We start from the raw sequence: 17,446 nt of genomic DNA, 5'->3' as shown, positions 1-17,446 counted from the left end.
GTATCCCGGCCACAGCCTCCCACCGTGTGTTCGACACGGGGCCGCAGAAAAGGCTCAACCTGCGTCGCGGTGAAACACCCGTCACCGCGTTTGGATCGTCACTGGCCGATCACGCAAAAGCAGGTCGTTGAGTCGGTCCGTAACCTGAGGGGCGAATCCTCCGCTGCTCCGCTGCTGCCAGACTGGCGGCTCCCTGCCCCTTGCTTGGCTGACCGCACGCTCGGGAGGTTTCTCTCGTTCGAAGTTTACGATTGAAACCTCAAGCGGGCCCGCAGGCTCGGAACGGAGCGTCACTGCCAGCTTGAGCCGATGGGTCGATATCCGCGACGCATTTGCTGTCGCTCCAGCACTCGTCACACGATAGGCAACCACTCCGATGCTGCCGTTGATGGCGCGGGTCAGAACGAACTCAACTTCGTACGTACCGCTCGCAACGACCGCGGACTTGTCGTCGCCGAACCCGCCGAAGGTGGCGACGACCCAATTTTCGATTCCTAGCGCACCGGGATTCGAGAGCAGCCCAACGACTTCCACGGAACACGGCCTATTCTCGAGCCGCCGCGGGTCGACCTGGACGGACATGACACCTTGTCGCGTTGAGCGCCCCGAGAATAACAAGCCCCCGCCCACCGACACCGTCTCTGGAGTTTGTGGCAGCACGAGCACCGCTGCAGCTCCCGCAGCCGTGTCTGTAACAAGTTTTAAATCGAGCTCGACAGCAAAAGCATACTTGCTCAATGCATCGGCAGGCAGTCGTTTTCCGAACTTTGCGCGGCGCATTTCGCATTGCACCGCGGCGATAATGCTCGCTTCGGTGATGCCTTCTTCGGCCGTCGACGGCGGCATAGCGGCACAGGCTCCCAACAGCAGCGCCGTGGCCACCAAGCCAATGCCTTTCATCCCTGCCCCCCGAAGCAGTTTCAGCGATTATCAACTATAGGTTGCAGCAGGGCAAGATGGAGCCCGCGAACGAAAAAGGGCGGCCCGGAGGCCGCCCTGTCGAAAAGCTGCAGATGCCGGCCTCAGGCCGCCTGCTCGTCATCCGCCGTGAAGACCGGACCGGAATCCTGGCCCTTGGCATCGACGTCGCGATCGACGAACTCGATCACGGCGAGCGGGGCGTTGTCGCCGAAGCGGAAGCCCGCCTTCATGATACGCAGATAGCCGCCATTGCGCTCCTTGTAGCGCGGGCCGAGCACCGAGAAGAGCTTGCCGACCAGGGCGACGTCCTTGATCTGCGCGATCGCCTGACGGCGGGCGTGCAGGTCGCCGCGCTTGGCGAGGGTCACCAGCTTCTCGACGACCGGACGCAGGTCCTTGGCCTTCGGCAGCGTGGTGGTGATCTGCTCGTGCTTGATCAGGGCCTGGGACATGTTGGCGAACATCGCCTTGCGATGCTCAGCCGAGCGGTTGAAACGACGACCGCGGAAACCGTGACGCATTTGGCTCTCCTGTGATTACGGCCGCCGTGCCACGGTACGGCCGTTCGTTATGCTCCGGCGCTGCTGCGCCGTGCGGGAAGCCGGCGCGGAGACGAGCTCCGCGCCGGCGGGATCAGTAATGCTCTTCGAAGCGCTTCGCCAGCTCTTCGATGTTCTCCGGCGGCCAACCGGTGACGTCCATGCCGAGATGGAGGCCCATGGTGGCGAGCACTTCCTTGATCTCGTTGAGCGACTTGCGGCCGAAGTTCGGGGTGCGCAGCATCTCGCCCTCCGACTTCTGGATGAGGTCGCCGATATAGACGATGTTGTCGTTCTTCAGGCAGTTCGCCGAACGCACCGAAAGCTCAAGCTCGTCGACCTTCTTGAGCAGCGCCGGGTTGAAGGGCAGCTGCGGCGCGGTCGAGACGGCCTCTTCCTTGCGCGGCTCCTCGAAGGTGATGAAGACGGCGAGCTGGTCCTGCAGGATGCGGGCGGCGAGCGCCAGCGCGTCCTCAGGGCTGACCGAGCCATTGGTCTCGATCTGCATGGTCAGCATGTCGCGGTCGAGGTTCTGGCCCTCGCGGGTGTTCTCGACGCGATAGGAGACCTTCTTCACCGGCGAGTAGAGGCTGTCGACCGGGATCAGGCCGATCGGCGCGTCCTCGGGACGGTTCTGCTCGGCCGGGACATAGCCCTTGCCGGTGTTGACCGTGAACTCCATGCGGATCTCGGCGCCGTCGTCCAGCGTGCAGAGAACCAGCTCGGGGTTCAGGACCGAGACGTCGCCGACGGTGTTGATGTCGCCGGCGGTGACGACGCCCGGGCCGGTCTTGCGCAGGGTCATGCGCTTGGGGCCCTCGCCCTGCATCTTCAGCGCGATGGCCTTGATGTTGAGGACGATGTCGGTGACGTCCTCGCGGACGCCCGGGATCGAGGAGAACTCATGCAGCACGCCGTCGATCTGGACGGCGGTGACCGCCGCGCCCTGGAGCGAGGAGAGCAGCACGCGGCGCAGGGCGTTGCCGAGCGTCATGCCGAAGCCACGCTCCAGCGGACGCGCGATCACGGTGGCCTGACGCTTCGGGTCGTCTCCGACCTTCACTTCGAGCTTGTTCGGCTTGGACAAATCCTGCCAGTTCTTGCTGATCACGACCGCACTCCTGGTGCTTCAATGCAATGGCGACGGCGGGCCGCCCCGTACCGGCACCCGCCCTTGCGGGTGCCGCAATCCGATCCGCGGCTCAGACGCGACGACGCTTGCGCGGCCGGCAGCCATTGTGCGGGATCGGCGTCACGTCGCGGATCGAGGTGACGGTGAAGCCGGCAGCCTGCAGCGCGCGCAGCGCCGACTCGCGGCCCGAACCCGGACCGGTGACCTCGACCTCGAGGGTGCGCATGCCATGCTCGGCAGCCTTGCGGGCGGCATCCTCGGCGGCGACCTGGGCGGCGTAGGGGGTCGACTTGCGCGAGCCCTTGAAGCCCATCGTGCCGGCGGACGACCACGAGATCGTGTTGCCCTGCGCGTCGGTGATGGTGATCATGGTGTTGTTGAACGAGGCGTTCACATGCGCGACGCCGGAGACGATGTTCTTGCGTTCGCGACGACGGACGCGTTGGGCTTCCTTGGCCATGGTCTTTCTTTCATCCTTCAGGCGCGCCCGTCATGCCAGGCGCTGGGGAGAGACGTCATGCCCGGACGAAGGTCCGGGCACCTCTTTCAAGACGCGGCGCTGAAGACGCCGCGTAACGACGGAATGGCCGGGACAGGCCCGGCCACCAGATTCGACGCGAGCCGAACCTTACTTCTTCTTGCCGGCGATCGGCTTCGCCTTGCCCTTGCGGGTGCGGGCGTTGGTATGGGTGCGCTGGCCGCGGACCGGCAGCGAGCGGCGATGGCGCAGGCCGCGATAGCAGCCGAGGTCCATCAGGCGCTTGATGTTCATCGTGACTTCGCGGCGCAGATCGCCCTCGACGAGGTAGTCGCGGTCGATCGTCTCGCGGATCTGGAGCACTTCGGCGTCGCTCAGCTGGTTGACGCGGCGCTCGGCGGCGATGCCGACCTTCTCGCAGATCTCCTGCGCCTTGGCCGAGCCAATGCCGTGGATGTACTGCAGCGCGATGACGACGCGCTTGCCAGTCGGAATGTTGACGCCTGCGATACGAGCCATTGTCTCGTCTCTCCATGTCGGCCGCGGTGCCCGGTGGCAGCTGCGGCGGTTGAAAGAACCTCGCGTCCGGTGGAGGCCGGCCCTTGCGAGGCGTTGAATCCGTTCCATGCGAGAATGCGACACCGCCCCTTCTCTCGAAGGCGTCGGCATCGCTCAATGAAACCGGATGGCCGGCTGTTAGTCGCTTCCGGCCCGCCTGTCAAGCTGACCGGGGTCGACCAAGGGGCACCCTGCCCTCACTTCTTCACGAGGCTGCACTTGCTCTCGGAAAGCGGCGCGATGATCTCGGAAGCCGGGATCTTGCGGACGACCTTGAAGTAGTCCCAGGGCGCCTTCGAGGCGGAAGGCGCCTTGGCCTCGACCAGAAGCATGTCGTTGAGCAGGCGGCCATCCTCGCGGATCCTGGCGCCGGGCGCATAGAAGTCCTCGACCGGCAGCTCGCGCATTTTGGCGGCGACCGCAGGTCCCGCAGCCGTCCCGGCGGCTTTCACCGCCTTGAGATAGTGCAGCACCGAGGAATAGACGCTGGCCTGGATCATGCCCGGCATCTTCTTGGTCCGCGCCATATAGCGGTCGGCCCAGTCGCGGCTCGGCTTGTCGGCATCGTGATAATAGGCCGTGGTGGTGATCAGGCCCTTGGCCTTGTCGAGGCCGAGCCCGTGAACGTCGCTCAGCACCACGACCATGGCAGCGAGCTTCTGGCCGCTGTCGACGAGGCCGAACTCGCCGGCCTGCTTGATCGAGTTGATCGTATCCGTACCGGCATTGGCGAAGGCGACGATCTTGGCCTTGGAGGCCTGCGCCTGCAGCAGGAAGGAGGAGAAGTCGGGCGTCGAGAGTGGCGCGCGCACAGTGCCGAGCGTCTTGCCGCCATTGGCGGCGACGATCGATTCGATATCGGCGGTGAGCTGATGGCCGAAGGCATAGTCAGCGGCGATGATGTACCAGCTGTCGCCACCTTCGCGCAGGATCGAGAGCGCCGTGCCCTTGGCCGAGGTCGCGGTGTCGAAGGTCCACATGAAGCCGGTCGCCGAGCAGTCCTCGTTGAAGAGGCGCGTCGTTGCAGGGCCATTGTAGAGCGTGACCTTCTGGCGCTCCTTGGCGATGCCCGCCACGGCGAGCGCGACCGCCGAATTGGTGAGGTCGGCGATGGCCGTGACGCCGTCGACGTCGTACCAGCGCCGTGCAAGCCCAGCGGCGATGTCCGGCTTGTTCTGATGGTCGGCCGCGACGATCTCGATCGGCTTGCCGAGCACCGAGCCGCCGAAATCCTCGATCGCGAGCTTCGCCGCCTCGACCGAGCCGAGCCCGCCGAACTCGGCATAGTTTCCGGACTGATCGTTGAGAATGCCGATCTTGACCGCGTCCTGTGCCCGCGCGGTCGACGCGGCCGCCAGCAGCGCAGCCGCCACAAGGCAAGCAACCCGTTTCATGCTGTCCTCCCGTCTCCGGCCGGCCAGCCGGCGATGGCTGGTCGCCACCGCTCTCGACCAGAGCCGGTCCGTGTCTCGGCCTTCATGGGCCTCTGCCGAGTTCAGTTTCCGGAAGGAGATGTGTCAATTGCGGCAGCGGAGCGCTAAACCGTGCCCGCGCTGGCGCAAATCCGCACAACACGGGCCTGTCGGCCTGCGGCGGGACCTACCGCTTGCGGACGAACTCCGTACGCAGCACGAGCCCCTTGATGCCCTCATAGCGGCAGTCGATCTCCTCGGGATTGTCCGTCAGCCGGATCGTCCGGATCACAGTCCCCTGCTTCAGGGTCTGGTTGGCGCCCTTGACCTTCAGGTCCTTGATCAGCGTCACCGAATCCCCGTCGGCGAGGATATTGCCGGACGCATCGCGGACCTCCGACACCGCGGCGGCGGCAGCCGCCATATCCGAAGCCGGGCGCCACTCGCCGGTCGCCTCGTCATAGACGTAATCGTCGTCGGCCATCGTTCCACTCCATTGAAAAAGCCGCGCGGCGAGCACCGCGCGGCTTGTGAACTCGAAACCTGCTTTGCGGCTCTCAGCCCGCCAGCGCCTTCTCGATCGCCGACGTCACACTATCGATCGGCTGCATGCCGTCGATCGCGGTGAGCTGGCCACGCTTCTCGTAATAAGGCGCGACCACCGCAGTATCGCGGTTATAGGCCTGGAGGCGGGTCTTGAAGACCTCCGGATCGTCGTCCTTGCGCACCGGCTGGCCGGCGGCCTTGGCGTCCTCGGCGCGCCGCACGATACGGTCGACGAGCTTGCTCTGGTCGACCTTGAGCTCCAGCACCTTGTCGAGCTTCAGCCCCTTCGAGGCCAGCATCTCATCGAGCGCCTCGGCCTGGGCCAGCGTCCGCGGAAAGCCGTCGAGGATGAAGCCCTTCTTGGCGTCCTGCTCCTCGATCCGGTCGGCCACGATGCCGATGACGATCTCGTCCGAGACCAGCCCGCCGGCATCCATCACCGCCTTGGCCTTCACGCCGACCGGCGTGCCGGCCGCCACGGCCGCGCGCAGCATGTCGCCCGTCGAGAGCTGCGGAATGCCGTGCTTCTCGACGATGCGTACCGCCTGAGTGCCCTTCCCCGCCCCCGGCGGCCCCAGGAAGATCAGTCTCATCAGCGCTTTGCCCCCCGCAGCTTCGCCTTCTTGACCAGCCCCTCGTACTGATGGGCCAGCAGATGCCCGTGGACCTGCGCCACGGTATCCATCGTCGTGGTCACCACGATGAGCAGCGAGGTGCCGCCCAACAGGATGATCGGAATCTGGGCATAGGAGATCATCATCTCCGGGATCAAGCAGACGATAGTCAAATAGCCGGCGCCGAGCACGGTGATGCGGGTCAGCACGCGGTCGATATGCTCCGCGGTGCGCTCGCCCGGCCGGATGCCCGGCATGAAGCCGCCATGCTTCTTGAGGTTGTCCGCCGTCTCGACCGGATTGAACACGATCGCGGTGTAGAAGAAGCAGAAGAAGATGATCAGCGCCGCATAGAGGATCATGAACAGCGGCCGGCCATGGGCGAGATAGGTCGAGATCGTCGCCAGCATGCCGGTGCCGCCCGAAGCCTGCGAGAAGCTCGCGATCGTCGTCGGCAGCAGCAGCAGCGACGAGGCGAAGATCGGCGGGATCACGCCGGCGGTGTTGAGCTTCAGCGGCAAGAACGAGGTCTGGCCCTCATACATGCGGTTGCCGACCTGGCGCTTCGGATAGTTGATCAGCAGCCGGCGCTGGGCCCGCTCGATGAAGACCACGAAGGCGATGACGACGACGGCCATGACCAGCACGCCGAGCAGCAGGCCGGTCGAGATCGCGCCCTGGCGGCCGAGCTCGAGGGTCTGCGCCAGCTGCGCCGGGAATTCGGCGATGATGCCGCCGAAGATGATGATCGAGGTGCCGTTGCCGATGCCGCGGCTGGTGATCTGCTCACCGAGCCAGAGCAGGAACATCGTGCCGCCGACCAGGGTGATCGTGGTCGAAACCAGGAAGAACGGCCCCGGCTGCAGGACGAGATTGCCCGAGCCCTGCAAGCCGACCGCGATCGCCCAGGCCTGGAAGAGGGCCAGCACCAGGGTCAGGTAGCGGGTGTACTGGTTCAGGATCTTGCGGCCAGCCTCGCCTTCCTTCTTCAGCGCCTCGAAGCTCGGCACCACGCTGGAAAGCAGCTGGATGATGATCGAGGCCGAGATGTACGGCATGATGTTCAAGGCGAAGATCGCCAGGCGGCCGACAGCGCCGCCCGAGAACATGTTGAACATGCCGAGCACACCCTGCTGGGTCTGCTTGAAGAGGTCGGCGACCGCATCCGGGTTCATGCCGGGCAGCGGAATGTAGGTACCAAGCCGGAAGACGACCAGCGCGCCTAGCGTGAACCAGATTCGCTTCTTCAGCTCGTCCGCCTTGGCGAACGCGGCGAAATTCAGGTTTGAAGCAAGCTGTTCAGCCGCGGATGCCATGCGTCCGGTCCTTCGGTGATAGTCAGACAGTCGAACGGCGGCCAAGGCTTCTGGCCCGGCCGCCGTTCGCGTTCAGTCATGTAAGCGTAGGGATCACGCCTGTGAAGCGGCAGCCGTCAAGATCTTGACCGAACCGCCGGCCTTCTCGATCGCTTCGACAGCCGACTTCGACGCGCCAGCGACCTCGAAGGCGAGCTTGGTCTTGAGCTCGCCGACGCCGAGGATCTTGACGCCGTCGCGCGCCGCCTTGCTGATCACGCCCGCGGCGACCAGCGCCTCGATCGTGACGGCGTTCTTGGCGTCGAGCTTGCCGGCTTCGACGGCCTGCTGGATGCGGCCGACATTGACCTCGTTCAGCTCGCGGCCGAACAGGTTGTGGAAGCCGCGCTTCGGCAGGCGACGATACAGCGGCATCTGGCCGCCTTCGAAGCCCTTGATCGCGACGCCCGCGCGGGAGGTCTGGCCCTTGACGCCACGCCCGCCGGTCTTGCCCTTGCCGGAGCCAATGCCACGGCCGACGCGGATGCGCGACTTGGCCGCGCCTTCGTTGTCACGGATATCAGTGAGTTTCATGTTCGCCCCTCCTCACTTCGCGTCGACGACGCGGACGAGGTGCTTGACCTTGTCGACCATGCCACGCACAGCCGGCGTGTCTTCCAGGGTCGACTGGCGGCGGATCTTGTTCAGGCCGAGACCGATCAGGGTCTGGCGCTGAGACGCTTCGCGACGGATCGGGCTACCGATCTGCTCGACGGTGAGGGTCTTCCCAGCTTTTGCCATCGAACCCTCCTCACGCTTCGGCCGCGGCATCGGTGCCGGCATCGCGACGACGCGTCTGCAGGGCCGAAACCTTGAGCGAACGCCGGGCGGCGACGCTACGCGGGCTGTCCTCGTTCTTCAGCGCGTCGAAGGTGGCGCGCACGAGGTTGTAGGGGTTCGAGGAGCCGAGCGACTTCGACACCACGTCCTGCATGCCGACCGCCTCGAAGACGGCGCGCATCGGGCCGCCGGCGATGATGCCGGTACCGGCCGGGGCAGCGCGCAGCACGACCTTGCCGGCGCCGTGGCGGCCGTGGACGTCGTGATGGAGCGTGCGGCCTTCGCGCAGCGGGATGCGGACGAGGCCGCGCTTGGCGGCTTCCGTCGCCTTGCGGATCGCCTCGGGAACTTCACGGGCCTTGCCGTGGCCGAAGCCGACGCGGCCCTTCTGGTCGCCGACGACGACGAGCGCAGCGAAGCCGAAGCGACGCCCGCCCTTCACCACCTTGGCGACGCGGTTGATGTGGACCAGACGATCCACGAATTCGGAATCGCGCTCTTCGCGATCCTGACGGTCACGAGGTTCTCTCGCCATGTCATCCTCTTACTTGCGCGGATCGGACCTGTAAGCCCGCCGCTCGCTCGAGCGCCCCGGACGGGGCAGCCACTATAATGCGGTACGCGGAGAGCCCGTGAGGACCCTCCGCGTACCGCAATTCCTGAACGTCAGAAGCTCAGCCCGCCTTCGCGAGCGGCCTCGGCCAGCGCCTTGACGCGGCCATGGTAGCGATAGGAACCGCGGTCGAAGACCACTTCCTTGACGCCCGCCTTCAGCGCACGCTCGGCAATCAGCTTGCCGATCTGCGTGGCGGCGACGACGTTCGCGCCCGACTTGATGTCGCCGCGGATGTCCTTGTCGAGGGTCGAGGCCGAAGCGAGCGTGAGCCCCTTCGCATCGTCGATGACCTGAACATAGATCTGCTTGCCGGTGCGATGCACCGACAGGCGCGCGCGACCATTGGCAACCGCCTTGATCGAGCGACGGACGCGGGCCTTGCGGCGCGCAGTCGCAACTGTCTGCTTGCTCATCCCTGCCGTCCTTACTTCTTCTTGCCTTCCTTGCGGAAGATGAATTCGCCGGCGTACTTGACGCCCTTGCCCTTGTAGGGCTCGGGGCCACGATAGTCGCGGATTTCCGCGGCAGTCTGGCCGACGACCTGCTTGTCGATGCCGGAGATCACGATCTCGGTCGGCTTCGGCGTCACGATCGCGACACCGGCAGGGATCTCATAGTCGATGTCGTGGCTGTAGCCGAGCGACAGCTTGAGGACCTTGCCGGCCACGGCGGCCTTGTAGCCGACGCCGTTGATCTCAAGCTTCTTTTCGAAACCGGCGGTGGTGCCGATCACGAGGTTGTTGATGCGGGCGCGCGAGGTGCCCCAGAGCGAACGGGCGTGCTTGCTCTGCGAGCGCGGCTGAACGGCGATGGCGCCGTTCTCCAGCACGACCGAGACGTCGTCGGGCACCACGAAGGACATCTCGCCCTTCGCACCCTTGATCTTGACCTCCTGGCCCGCGACGTTGGCGGTGACGCCAGCCGGAACCGGAATGGGCTTCTTACCGATACGAGACATTGGATTTCTCCTGATGAGCAGCTGTGCGCGAAAGGTCAGAAGACCTTGCAGAGCACTTCGCCGCCCACGTTCTGCTCGCGGGCAAGGTGATCGGGCATGACACCCTTCGGCGTCGAGATGATGGTCACGCCGAGGCCATCGGCCACGCGCGGCATCGTCTCCACCGAAGAATAGACACGGCGGCCGGGCTTCGAGACCCGAGAGATCGACCGGATGACCGGCTGGCCCTCATGGTACTTGAGCTCGATGTCGAACTCGGTCCGGCCATTGCCGAACTCGGTCTGGGTGTAACCGCGGATGTAGCCCTCGGCCTGGAGCACGTCGAGCACGCGGGCGCGCAGCTTCGAGCCAGGGGTGGACACGCGGGACTTGCGCCGCATCTGCGCATTGCGGATGCGGGTCAGCATATCTCCGAGCGGATCGATGATCGCCATAACGCTACCTCCTCACCAGCTCGACTTGACGAGGCCGGGAACCAGCCCCTTGTTGCCGAGCTCGCGCAGGGCGACGCGCGACATCTTCAGCTTGCGATAGAAGGCGCGCGGGCGGCCGGTCACTTCGCAGCGGTTACGCACGCGAATGCCGGCAGAATTGCGCGGCAGTTCCGCCAGCTTCAGGCGAGCGAGGAAACGCTCGTCCATGGACTGGCTCTCGTCATTGGCAATCGCGAGAAGCCGCGCACGCTTGCCCGCGAACTTCTTCACGAGCGCCTTGCGGCGGTTGTTGTTCTCGACGGAGCTTTTCTTAGCCATCGATTTCTCCTGGTTTCCGCGTATGAGCGGTGAGGCTCACTGCCGGAACGGGAAGTTGAAGTGCTTGAGCAGGGCGCGAGCTTCGTCGTCCGACTTCGCAGTCGTGCAGACGATCACGTCCATACCCCAGACCTGATCGACCTTGTCGTAGTTGATCTCAGGAAACACGATGTGCTCCTTGATCCCGAGCGCGAAATTGCCGCGCCCGTCGAACGACTTCGGGTTGAGACCACGGAAGTCGCGCACGCGCGGCAAGGCGATGGTGACGAGCCGGTCGACGAACTCGAACATCTTGGTCTTGCGCAGCGTGACCTTGCAGCCGACCGCCATGTTCTCGCGCAGCTTGAAGCCGGCGATGGCGAGACGGGACTTGGTGATGACCGGCTTCTGACCGGCGATCATGGCGAGGTCGCCGGCGGCGTTGTCGACCTTCTTGCGGTCGGCAGTCGCTTCACCAACGCCCATGTTGATGACGATCTTCTCGATCGTCGGCACTTCCATGACGTTCTTGTAGCCGAACTCGGCGATCATCGCCGGGCGGACAACGTCCTCGTAGTGCTTCTTCATACGCGGCGTGAGGGCCGCCTGCTGAGTATCAGCCATCGATCAGATCCCCCGAACGCTTGGCGAAACGGACCTTGCGGCCGTCATCGAGCACCTTGAAGCCGACGCGGGTCGGCTTGCCGTCCTTCGGATCGGCAACGGCAAGGTTCGACAGATCGATCGTCGCTTCCTTGCTGATGATGCCGCCCTCGGACTGCGCCGTGGCCTTGGTGTGCTTCTTGACCAGGTTCACGCCGCGCACGACGGCGCGGCCGTCCTTCGGCAGGACCTGGAGGACTTCGCCGTCCTTGCCCTTGTCACGGCCGGCGAGCACGACGACCTTGTCGCCCTTCTTGATCTTCGCAGCCATTACAGCACCTCAGGAGCGAGCGAAATGATCTTCATGTGGTTCTTGGCGCGCAGCTCGCGCGGAACCGGTCCGAAGATACGAGTGCCCACCGGCTCCTTCTGGTTGTTGATCAGCACGGCCGCATTGCGGTCGAAGCGAATCACCGAACCGTCGGGGCGCTTGACGTCCTTGGCCGTACGAACGACGACCGCCTTCATGACGTCGCCCTTCTTCACGCGGCCGCGCGGAATGGCTTCCTTGATGGAAACCACGATAATATCGCCGATGCGGGCATAGCGCCGCTTCGAGCCGCCGAGAACCTTGATGCACATCACACGGCGGGCGCCAGAATTGTCGGCGACCTCGAGATTCGTCTGCACCTGGATCATGGCCTTGATCCTTCCATTCCATATCAGCGCGGTTTCCGGACGAGAGCTTTAGGCTCCGCCCGGACTACGACTGACGGGGGTCGATCGCCCCCTGGCCTCGAAATGACTTTACGCTTTCGGCGCGCCGTCGAGCACAACCCAGCTCTTCAACTTAGAGATGGGCTTGGATTCCTCGATCCAGACCTGATCACCGATCTTGGCCACCTCGCCCTCATCGTGGGCGTGGTAGTTTTTCGAGCGGCGAACCGTCTTCTTGAGGAGCGGGTGCGTATACCGCCGCTCCACCTTAACCACAACAGTTTTGTTCTGCTTGTCGCTGACGACGACGCCCTGCAGCACGCGCTTCGGCATGGTCTAACTCCTCAGGCGCTCGCGGCGACGGTCTTCGACCGCTGCAGCGTCTTGATGCGGGCGATCTCCTTGCGGACCTCGGTCACGCGCGAGGTGTTCTCGAGCTGGCCGGTGGCGCGCTGGAAACGCAGGTTGAACTGCTCCTTCTTGAGCTTGAGAAGCTCGTCCTGGAGCTGGTCCGTGCTCATAACCTTGAGATCGGACAGGCGTTGCGTAGCTTTCATGTCGCCCTCCTTACTCGGCGATGCGCTGGATGAAGCGGGTCTTGATCGGGAGCTTGGCGGCCCCGAGACGCAGCGCCTCGCGGGCGGTGTCCTCGGCGACGCCGTCGATCTCGAACATGATCCGGCCCGGCTTGACCTTGGCTGCCCAGTACTCAGGCGCGCCCTTGCCCTTGCCCATGCGGACTTCGGTCGGCTTCTTCGAAACCGGGACGTCCGGGAAGATCCGGATCCAGACGCGGCCGGCGCGCTTCATCGCGCGGGTGATGGCGCGACGGGCGGCTTCGATCTGACGGGCGGTGACGCGCTCGGGCATCATCGCCTTCAGGCCGAACTGGCCGAAGTTGAGGTCGGTGCCGCCCTTGGCGACGCCGGAAATGCGCCCCTTGAACTGCTTACGGAATTTAGTGCGCTTTGGTTGCAGCATGGCTCTTCTCGATCAGCCTTACGCAGCCTGCTCGCGACGTTCGCGACGCTCACCACCGGAGCGGCCGCCCTCGTCCGAGAGGCGCTTGTCCTGGGCCATCGGGTCGTGTTCCAGGATCTCGCCCTTGAAGATCCAGACCTTGATGCCGCACGTGCCATAGGTCGTGAAGGCAGTTCCGACGCCGTAGTCGACATCGGCGCGCAGCGTATGCAGCGGCACGCGGCCTTCGCGGTACCATTCCAGGCGCGCGATCTCAGCCCCGCCGAGACGGCCCGAGCAGTTGATGCGGATGCCCTCGGCGCCGAGACGCATGGCCGACTGGACGGCCCGCTTCATGGCGCGACGGAATGCCACACGGCGCTCGAGCTGCTGCGCGATCGAATCGGCGACCAGGGTCGCGTCGATCTCAGGCTTGCGCACCTCGACGATGTTGATCGTCACATCGGCCTTGGTGAGCTTCATCACCGCCTTGCGCAGCTTCTCGATGTCGGCGCCCTTCTTGCCGATCACCACGCCCGGACGAGCCGAGTGGATGGTGACGCGGCACTTCTTGTGCGGGCGCTCGATGATGATCTTCGAGACGGCGGCCTGCTTCAGCAGCTTCATCAGGCTGGCGCGGATGGCCATGTCCTCGTGGAGCAGCTTGCCGTATTCGCCCTTGTTGGCGAACCAGCGCGAATCCCAGGTCCGGTTGATGCCGAGACGAAGGCCGATCGGATTGATTTTCTGACCCATCGTTCTCTCCTCAGGCCTTGGCCGCCTGGACTTCGCGCACCACGATCGTGATGTTGGCGAAGGGCTTCATGATGCGGGCGCCACGGCCGCGGGCGCGGGCGTGGAAGCGCTTCATGACCAGCGCCTTGCCGACGAAAGCCTGGGCGACGACGAGATCGTCGACGTCGAGATCATGATTGTTCTCGGCGTTGGCGATCGCGCTCTGCAGGCACTTGCGCACATCGGTCGAGATCCGCTTGCGCGAGAACTCGAGGTCGGCGAGCGCGGTCGAGACCTTCTTGCCGCGAATGAGCTGGGCGAGAAGGTTCAGCTTCTGCGGGGAGACGCGGAGGTTGCGGGCAACCGCAACCGCCTCGTTCTCAGGCAGCGCACGGGGGGCGGAGGGCTTTCCCATGGCTTACTTCCTCTTCGCCTTCTTGTCGGCGGCGTGGCCGTGGAAGGTGCGCGTCGGCGAGAACTCGCCGAACTTGTGGCCCACCATCTCCTCGGACACGGACACCGGCACATGCTTGTGGCCGTTGTAGACGCCGAACGTCAGACCGACGAACTGCGGCAGGATCGTGGAGCGGCGGCTCCAGATCTTGATGACTTCCTGCCGGGTCGCCGAACGGGCAACCTCGGCCTTTTTCAGAAGGTATCCGTCGACAAACGGACCTTTCCAAAGCGAACGCGCCATGACGGACCTCAGTTCTTCTTCTTGCGGGCGTGACGGCTCGACACGATGAACGTATCGGTCCGCTTGTTCGAGCGGGTCTTCTTGCCCTTGGTCGGCAGACCCCAGGGCGTGACCGGATGACGGCCACCCGAGGTGCGGCCTTCACCGCCGCCGTGCGGATGGTCGACCGGGTTCATCGAGACACCGCGGTTGTGCGGGCGACGACCCAGCCAGCGCGAGCGCCCGGCCTTGCCGTCGTTGGTGTTCATGTGGTCCGGGTTCGAGACCGCACCGACGGTAGCATAGCACTGACCGCTGATCAGACGCTGCTCGCCCGAGTTCAGGCGAACCACGACATAGCCCTGGTCACGACCGACGATCTGGGCGTAGTTGCCCGCCGAACGCGCCAGCGCCCCGCCCTTGCCGATCTTGAGCTCGACATTGTGGACGATGGTGCCGATCGGCAGCGAGCCCATCGGGGCGGCGTTGCCAGGCTTCACGTCGACCGAGTCGCCGGCGACGACGGTGTCGCCGACAGCCAGGCGCTGCGGAGCCAGGATGTAGCTCAGCTCGCCGTCGGTGTACTTGATCAGCGCGATGAAGGCGCTGCGGTTCGGATCGTACTCGATCCGCTCGACGGTCGCCGCGACGCCGGCCTTGCCGCGACGCTTGAAGTCGATCAGGCGCAGCGTGCGCTTGTGGCCACCGCCGCGGAAGCGGACGGTGATGCGGCCGTTGTTGTTGCGGCCGCCCGAGGACGACTTGCCCTCGGTCAGCGCCTTGACGGGCTTGCCCTTGTAGAGCTCGCTGCGGTCGACGATCACGAGCTGGCGAAGGCTCGGCGTGACCGGCTTGAAATGCTTCAAAGCCATGTTGTCGATCCTCTCTTACAGGCCCGTGGTCACGTCGATGGAGTGACCTTCCTCGAGGGTCACGACCGCCTTCTTGACGTCCGAGCGCTGGCCGAGCCGGCCCCGGAAGACCTTGACCTTGCCCTCGGTGACGAGCGTGTTGACGCTCTTCACCTTGACGTCGAACAGCTTCTCGACCGCCGCCTTGATCTGCGGCTTGGTCGCGGTCTTGGCAACCTCGAAGACGACCTTGTTGTGCTCGGAGAGCATCGTCGCCTTCTCGGTGATCACCGGGCTCACGATCACGTCGTAATGCCGCGGATCCATGTTCTTGGACTGGCTCATTTGAAGCGCGCCTCCAGCGCATCGACAGCCGAGCGCGTCAGCACGAGCTTGTCGCGACGCAGGATGTCATAGACGTTGATGCCCTGGATCGGCAGGACGTCGACATTCGGGATCGAACGCGCGGCCAGGCCGAAGTTCACGTCGATCTCGGCACCGCCGATCACCAGCGCGCTCGACAGGTCGAGCTTGCTGAAATGGCCCAGCAGGACCTTGGTCTTCGGCTCCGCCAGCTTGGCGTCGTCGATGATGATCAGTCCGGCATCCTTGGCCTTGGCCGAAAGCGCATGGCGCAGGGCCAGGGCCTTCACCTTCTTCGGCAGGTCGTGCGCATGGTCGCGCACCACCGGCCCGAAGGCCTTGCCGCCGCCGCGGAACTGCGGAGCCGAAGCCGCACCGTGGCGAGCGCCGCCGGTGCCCTTCTGCTTGTAGATCTTCTTGCGGGTGCGATCGACTTCCGAACGGCCCTTGGTCTTGTGCGTACCGGCGCGGCGCTTGGCCAGCTGGTAGCGGACCATGCGGGCGAGCAGGTCGGCGCGCGGCTCGAGGCCGAAGATCGCGTCGGAGAGCTCGACGGAACCGGCGTTACCGCCTTCGAGAGTGGTGATATCGAGCTTCATCACGCGTTCTCCTCAACGGTCTCGGCCGCAGGAGCCTGGGCGTCGCCACCGGCGACCTTGAACTTGCCCGGAAGCGGAGCGTCCTTCGGCAAGGCGCGCTTGATCGCGTCACGGACGTGGATCCAGCCGCCGGCGACGCCGGGGACCGCACCCTCGACCAGGATCAGACCGCGCTCGACATCCGTCTGGACGACGCGCAGGTTCTGCGTGGTCACGCGATCGACACCCATATGGCCGGGCATCTTCTTGTTCTTGAAGGTCTTGCCAGGGTCCTGACGACCGCCGGTCGAACCGATCGAGCGATGCGAGATCGAGACGCCGTGGGTGGCGCGCAGACCGCCAAAGTTCCAGCGCTTCATGCCGCCGGCGAAACCCTTACCGGTGGTCGTGCCGCTGACATCGACGAACTGGCCGACGACGAAATGGTCGGCGGTGAGCTCGGCGCCGACCGGGATCAGCGCGTCGTCAGTGACGCGGAACTCGACGAGCTTCTGCTTCGGCTCGACCTTGGCGACGGCGAAATGGCCGCGCTGTGCCTTCGAGACGTTCTTGACCTTGGCCAAGCCCGACCCAAGCTGCACGGCGACATAGCCGTTCTTCTCGATCGTGCGATGCGCGACAACCTGGCAGTTGTCGAGCTTCAACACCGTGACCGGGATATGCTCCCCGGCATCGGTGAAGATGCGGGTCATCCCGACTTTCTGTGCAATCACACCGGAACGCATCGGTGCACACCTTCCCTTGGGGTCATGTCCATCCGGAAAACCCGGAAACAGAGGACCCGATGATGGATCAGAGCTTGATTTCGACGTCGACGCCGGCGGCGAGATCGAGCTTCATGAGGGCGTCGACCGTCTGGGGGGTCGGGTCGACGATATCGAGAACCCGCTTGTGGGTCCGCATCTCGAACTGCTCGCGCGACTTCTTGTCGATATGGGGCGAGCGGTTGACGGTGAACTTCTCGATCAGCGTCGGCAGCGGGATCGGGCCGCGCACCTGCGCGCCGGTCCGCTTCGCGGTCGAGACGATCTCGCGCGTCGACGCATCGAGGATGCGATGATCGAACGCCTTGAGGCGGATCCGGATATTCTGACCGTTCATGGTCTTGTTATCTCCGTGACGTGAAAAGGCGAAGGCCACAAAGGGCCTTCGCCCTCAGATCAGCCCTTGCTTACGCGAGGATCGAAGCGACGACGCCGGCGCCGACGGTGCGGCCGCCTTCGCGGATGGCGAAGCGCAGCTTCTCTTCCATCGCGATCGGCACGATCAGGTGCACTTCCATCGAGATGTTGTCGCCCGGCA

31 protein-coding genes are annotated in these 17,446 nt (G+C 64.8%); all 31 read right to left on the bottom strand.

Translation table 11 applies throughout. The features are described 5' to 3' along the window. Window positions 1-81 precede the first annotated feature (81 nt). Window positions 82-900, bottom strand: a complete 819-nt coding sequence (locus RKE40_RS26135) for a hypothetical protein (protein WP_316021102.1) — start codon at window positions 898-900, stop codon at window positions 82-84. Window positions 901-1,022: 122 nt separating this feature from the next. Then, window positions 1,023-1,442: a 50S ribosomal protein L17 gene (gene rplQ, locus RKE40_RS26130; RefSeq protein WP_316021101.1), complete on the bottom strand. Its 420-nt coding sequence runs from the start codon at window positions 1,440-1,442 to the stop codon at window positions 1,023-1,025. A 112-nt stretch (window positions 1,443-1,554) separates the two neighbouring features. Then, a complete protein-coding gene (locus tag RKE40_RS26125; RefSeq protein WP_316021100.1) occupies window positions 1,555-2,571 on the bottom strand; it encodes a DNA-directed RNA polymerase subunit alpha in 1,017 nt (338 codons plus the stop codon). A gap of 91 nt (window positions 2,572-2,662) precedes the next feature. Then, window positions 2,663-3,052 carry a 30S ribosomal protein S11 gene (rpsK, locus tag RKE40_RS26120; RefSeq protein WP_043237079.1) on the bottom strand — a complete coding sequence of 130 codons (390 nt, stop codon included), beginning with the start codon at window positions 3,050-3,052 and terminating at the stop codon, window positions 2,663-2,665. A 168-nt stretch (window positions 3,053-3,220) separates the two neighbouring features. Continuing rightward, window positions 3,221-3,589, bottom strand: coding sequence for a 30S ribosomal protein S13 (rpsM, locus tag RKE40_RS26115; RefSeq protein ID WP_066480026.1), 369 nt, complete (start codon window positions 3,587-3,589; stop codon window positions 3,221-3,223). Window positions 3,590-3,825: 236 nt separating this feature from the next. Further along, window positions 3,826-5,022, bottom strand: a complete 1,197-nt coding sequence (locus RKE40_RS26110) for an ABC transporter substrate-binding protein (RefSeq protein ID WP_316021099.1) — start codon at window positions 5,020-5,022, stop codon at window positions 3,826-3,828. 205 nt (window positions 5,023-5,227) lie between these two features. Then, window positions 5,228-5,524 carry an alkylphosphonate utilization protein gene (locus tag RKE40_RS26105; protein ID WP_316021098.1) on the bottom strand — a complete coding sequence of 99 codons (297 nt, stop codon included), beginning with the start codon at window positions 5,522-5,524 and terminating at the stop codon, window positions 5,228-5,230. Window positions 5,525-5,597: 73 nt separating this feature from the next. Continuing rightward, complete coding sequence (locus tag RKE40_RS26100; RefSeq protein WP_316021097.1) at window positions 5,598-6,179, bottom strand: adenylate kinase; 582 nt, start codon at window positions 6,177-6,179, stop codon at window positions 5,598-5,600. After that, on the bottom strand, window positions 6,179-7,516 hold the full coding sequence (gene secY, locus RKE40_RS26095; RefSeq protein WP_316021096.1) for a preprotein translocase subunit SecY: 1,338 nt from the start codon (window positions 7,514-7,516) through the stop codon (window positions 6,179-6,181). The genes RKE40_RS26100 and secY overlap by 1 nt, the downstream gene beginning before the upstream one ends. Before the next feature lie 93 nt (window positions 7,517-7,609). Further along, a complete protein-coding gene (gene rplO / locus RKE40_RS26090) occupies window positions 7,610-8,089 on the bottom strand; it encodes a 50S ribosomal protein L15 (protein ID WP_316021095.1) in 480 nt (159 codons plus the stop codon). A gap of 12 nt (window positions 8,090-8,101) precedes the next feature. Further along, window positions 8,102-8,296 (bottom strand): 50S ribosomal protein L30, encoded by a 195-nt coding sequence (gene rpmD / locus RKE40_RS26085; protein WP_316021094.1) that lies wholly within the window; start codon window positions 8,294-8,296, stop codon window positions 8,102-8,104. Between the two features lie 10 nt (window positions 8,297-8,306). Then, window positions 8,307-8,870, bottom strand: coding sequence for a 30S ribosomal protein S5 (rpsE, locus tag RKE40_RS26080; RefSeq protein WP_066480040.1), 564 nt, complete (start codon window positions 8,868-8,870; stop codon window positions 8,307-8,309). A 131-nt stretch (window positions 8,871-9,001) separates the two neighbouring features. Further along, window positions 9,002-9,364 carry a 50S ribosomal protein L18 gene (gene rplR, locus RKE40_RS26075; protein WP_066480043.1) on the bottom strand — a complete coding sequence of 121 codons (363 nt, stop codon included), beginning with the start codon at window positions 9,362-9,364 and terminating at the stop codon, window positions 9,002-9,004. Window positions 9,365-9,375: 11 nt separating this feature from the next. Continuing rightward, entirely contained in the window at window positions 9,376-9,909 is a 534-nt protein-coding gene (gene rplF / locus RKE40_RS26070) for a 50S ribosomal protein L6 (protein ID WP_316021093.1), read from the bottom strand. A gap of 35 nt (window positions 9,910-9,944) precedes the next feature. Next, the gene (gene rpsH, locus RKE40_RS26065) at window positions 9,945-10,343 is read right to left on the bottom strand and encodes a 30S ribosomal protein S8 (protein WP_066480047.1); all 399 of its coding nucleotides are present in this window, start codon (window positions 10,341-10,343) and stop codon (window positions 9,945-9,947) included. A gap of 12 nt (window positions 10,344-10,355) precedes the next feature. Further along, complete coding sequence (gene rpsN / locus RKE40_RS26060; protein ID WP_066480049.1) at window positions 10,356-10,661, bottom strand: 30S ribosomal protein S14; 306 nt, start codon at window positions 10,659-10,661, stop codon at window positions 10,356-10,358. 36 nt (window positions 10,662-10,697) lie between these two features. After that, window positions 10,698-11,264 (bottom strand): 50S ribosomal protein L5, encoded by a 567-nt coding sequence (gene rplE / locus RKE40_RS26055; protein WP_066480052.1) that lies wholly within the window; start codon window positions 11,262-11,264, stop codon window positions 10,698-10,700. Further along, window positions 11,257-11,574: a 50S ribosomal protein L24 gene (rplX, locus tag RKE40_RS26050; protein ID WP_066480055.1), complete on the bottom strand. Its 318-nt coding sequence runs from the start codon at window positions 11,572-11,574 to the stop codon at window positions 11,257-11,259. Before rplX ends, rplE begins: the two co-directional genes overlap by 8 nt. Continuing rightward, window positions 11,574-11,942: a 50S ribosomal protein L14 gene (rplN, locus tag RKE40_RS26045; RefSeq protein WP_066480057.1), complete on the bottom strand. Its 369-nt coding sequence runs from the start codon at window positions 11,940-11,942 to the stop codon at window positions 11,574-11,576. The genes rplX and rplN overlap by 1 nt, the downstream gene beginning before the upstream one ends. 108 nt (window positions 11,943-12,050) lie before the next feature. Beyond that, window positions 12,051-12,293 carry a 30S ribosomal protein S17 gene (gene rpsQ, locus RKE40_RS26040; protein WP_066480058.1) on the bottom strand — a complete coding sequence of 81 codons (243 nt, stop codon included), beginning with the start codon at window positions 12,291-12,293 and terminating at the stop codon, window positions 12,051-12,053. An 11-nt stretch (window positions 12,294-12,304) separates the two neighbouring features. Continuing rightward, a complete protein-coding gene (rpmC, locus tag RKE40_RS26035; RefSeq protein WP_316021092.1) occupies window positions 12,305-12,517 on the bottom strand; it encodes a 50S ribosomal protein L29 in 213 nt (70 codons plus the stop codon). 10 nt (window positions 12,518-12,527) lie between these two features. Then, window positions 12,528-12,941 carry a 50S ribosomal protein L16 gene (gene rplP / locus RKE40_RS26030; RefSeq protein WP_316021091.1) on the bottom strand — a complete coding sequence of 138 codons (414 nt, stop codon included), beginning with the start codon at window positions 12,939-12,941 and terminating at the stop codon, window positions 12,528-12,530. An 18-nt stretch (window positions 12,942-12,959) separates the two neighbouring features. After that, entirely contained in the window at window positions 12,960-13,676 is a 717-nt protein-coding gene (gene rpsC, locus RKE40_RS26025; protein WP_316021090.1) for a 30S ribosomal protein S3, read from the bottom strand. A gap of 10 nt (window positions 13,677-13,686) precedes the next feature. Next, window positions 13,687-14,070 carry a 50S ribosomal protein L22 gene (rplV, locus tag RKE40_RS26020; protein ID WP_066480071.1) on the bottom strand — a complete coding sequence of 128 codons (384 nt, stop codon included), beginning with the start codon at window positions 14,068-14,070 and terminating at the stop codon, window positions 13,687-13,689. A 3-nt stretch (window positions 14,071-14,073) separates the two neighbouring features. Continuing rightward, on the bottom strand, window positions 14,074-14,352 hold the full coding sequence (rpsS, locus tag RKE40_RS26015) for a 30S ribosomal protein S19 (RefSeq protein ID WP_316021089.1): 279 nt from the start codon (window positions 14,350-14,352) through the stop codon (window positions 14,074-14,076). Window positions 14,353-14,360: 8 nt separating this feature from the next. Beyond that, window positions 14,361-15,203, bottom strand: coding sequence for a 50S ribosomal protein L2 (rplB, locus tag RKE40_RS26010; protein WP_316021088.1), 843 nt, complete (start codon window positions 15,201-15,203; stop codon window positions 14,361-14,363). Window positions 15,204-15,218: 15 nt separating this feature from the next. Further along, complete coding sequence (locus RKE40_RS26005; protein ID WP_291641576.1) at window positions 15,219-15,527, bottom strand: 50S ribosomal protein L23; 309 nt, start codon at window positions 15,525-15,527, stop codon at window positions 15,219-15,221. Beyond that, complete coding sequence (rplD, locus tag RKE40_RS26000) at window positions 15,524-16,144, bottom strand: 50S ribosomal protein L4 (protein ID WP_316021087.1); 621 nt, start codon at window positions 16,142-16,144, stop codon at window positions 15,524-15,526. Before rplD ends, RKE40_RS26005 begins: the two co-directional genes overlap by 4 nt. Beyond that, complete coding sequence (rplC, locus tag RKE40_RS25995) at window positions 16,144-16,869, bottom strand: 50S ribosomal protein L3 (RefSeq protein ID WP_316021086.1); 726 nt, start codon at window positions 16,867-16,869, stop codon at window positions 16,144-16,146. Before rplC ends, rplD begins: the two co-directional genes overlap by 1 nt. 67 nt (window positions 16,870-16,936) lie before the next feature. Next, window positions 16,937-17,245 carry a 30S ribosomal protein S10 gene (gene rpsJ, locus RKE40_RS25990; RefSeq protein ID WP_043237115.1) on the bottom strand — a complete coding sequence of 103 codons (309 nt, stop codon included), beginning with the start codon at window positions 17,243-17,245 and terminating at the stop codon, window positions 16,937-16,939. 70 nt (window positions 17,246-17,315) lie between these two features. Then, window positions 17,316-17,446, bottom strand: a 131-nt coding sequence (locus RKE40_RS25985) for an EF-Tu C-terminal domain-related protein (protein WP_449249597.1), incomplete at its 5' end; no start/stop codon positions are given.

It is taken from the genome of Allobosea rubneri (assembly GCF_032464875.1).
Classification (GTDB): Bacteria; Pseudomonadota; Alphaproteobacteria; order Rhizobiales; family Beijerinckiaceae; genus Allobosea; species Allobosea rubneri.
The sequence above is the reverse complement of the archived record's forward strand: the minus strand, read 5'-3'. Positions and strand labels throughout refer to the sequence as shown.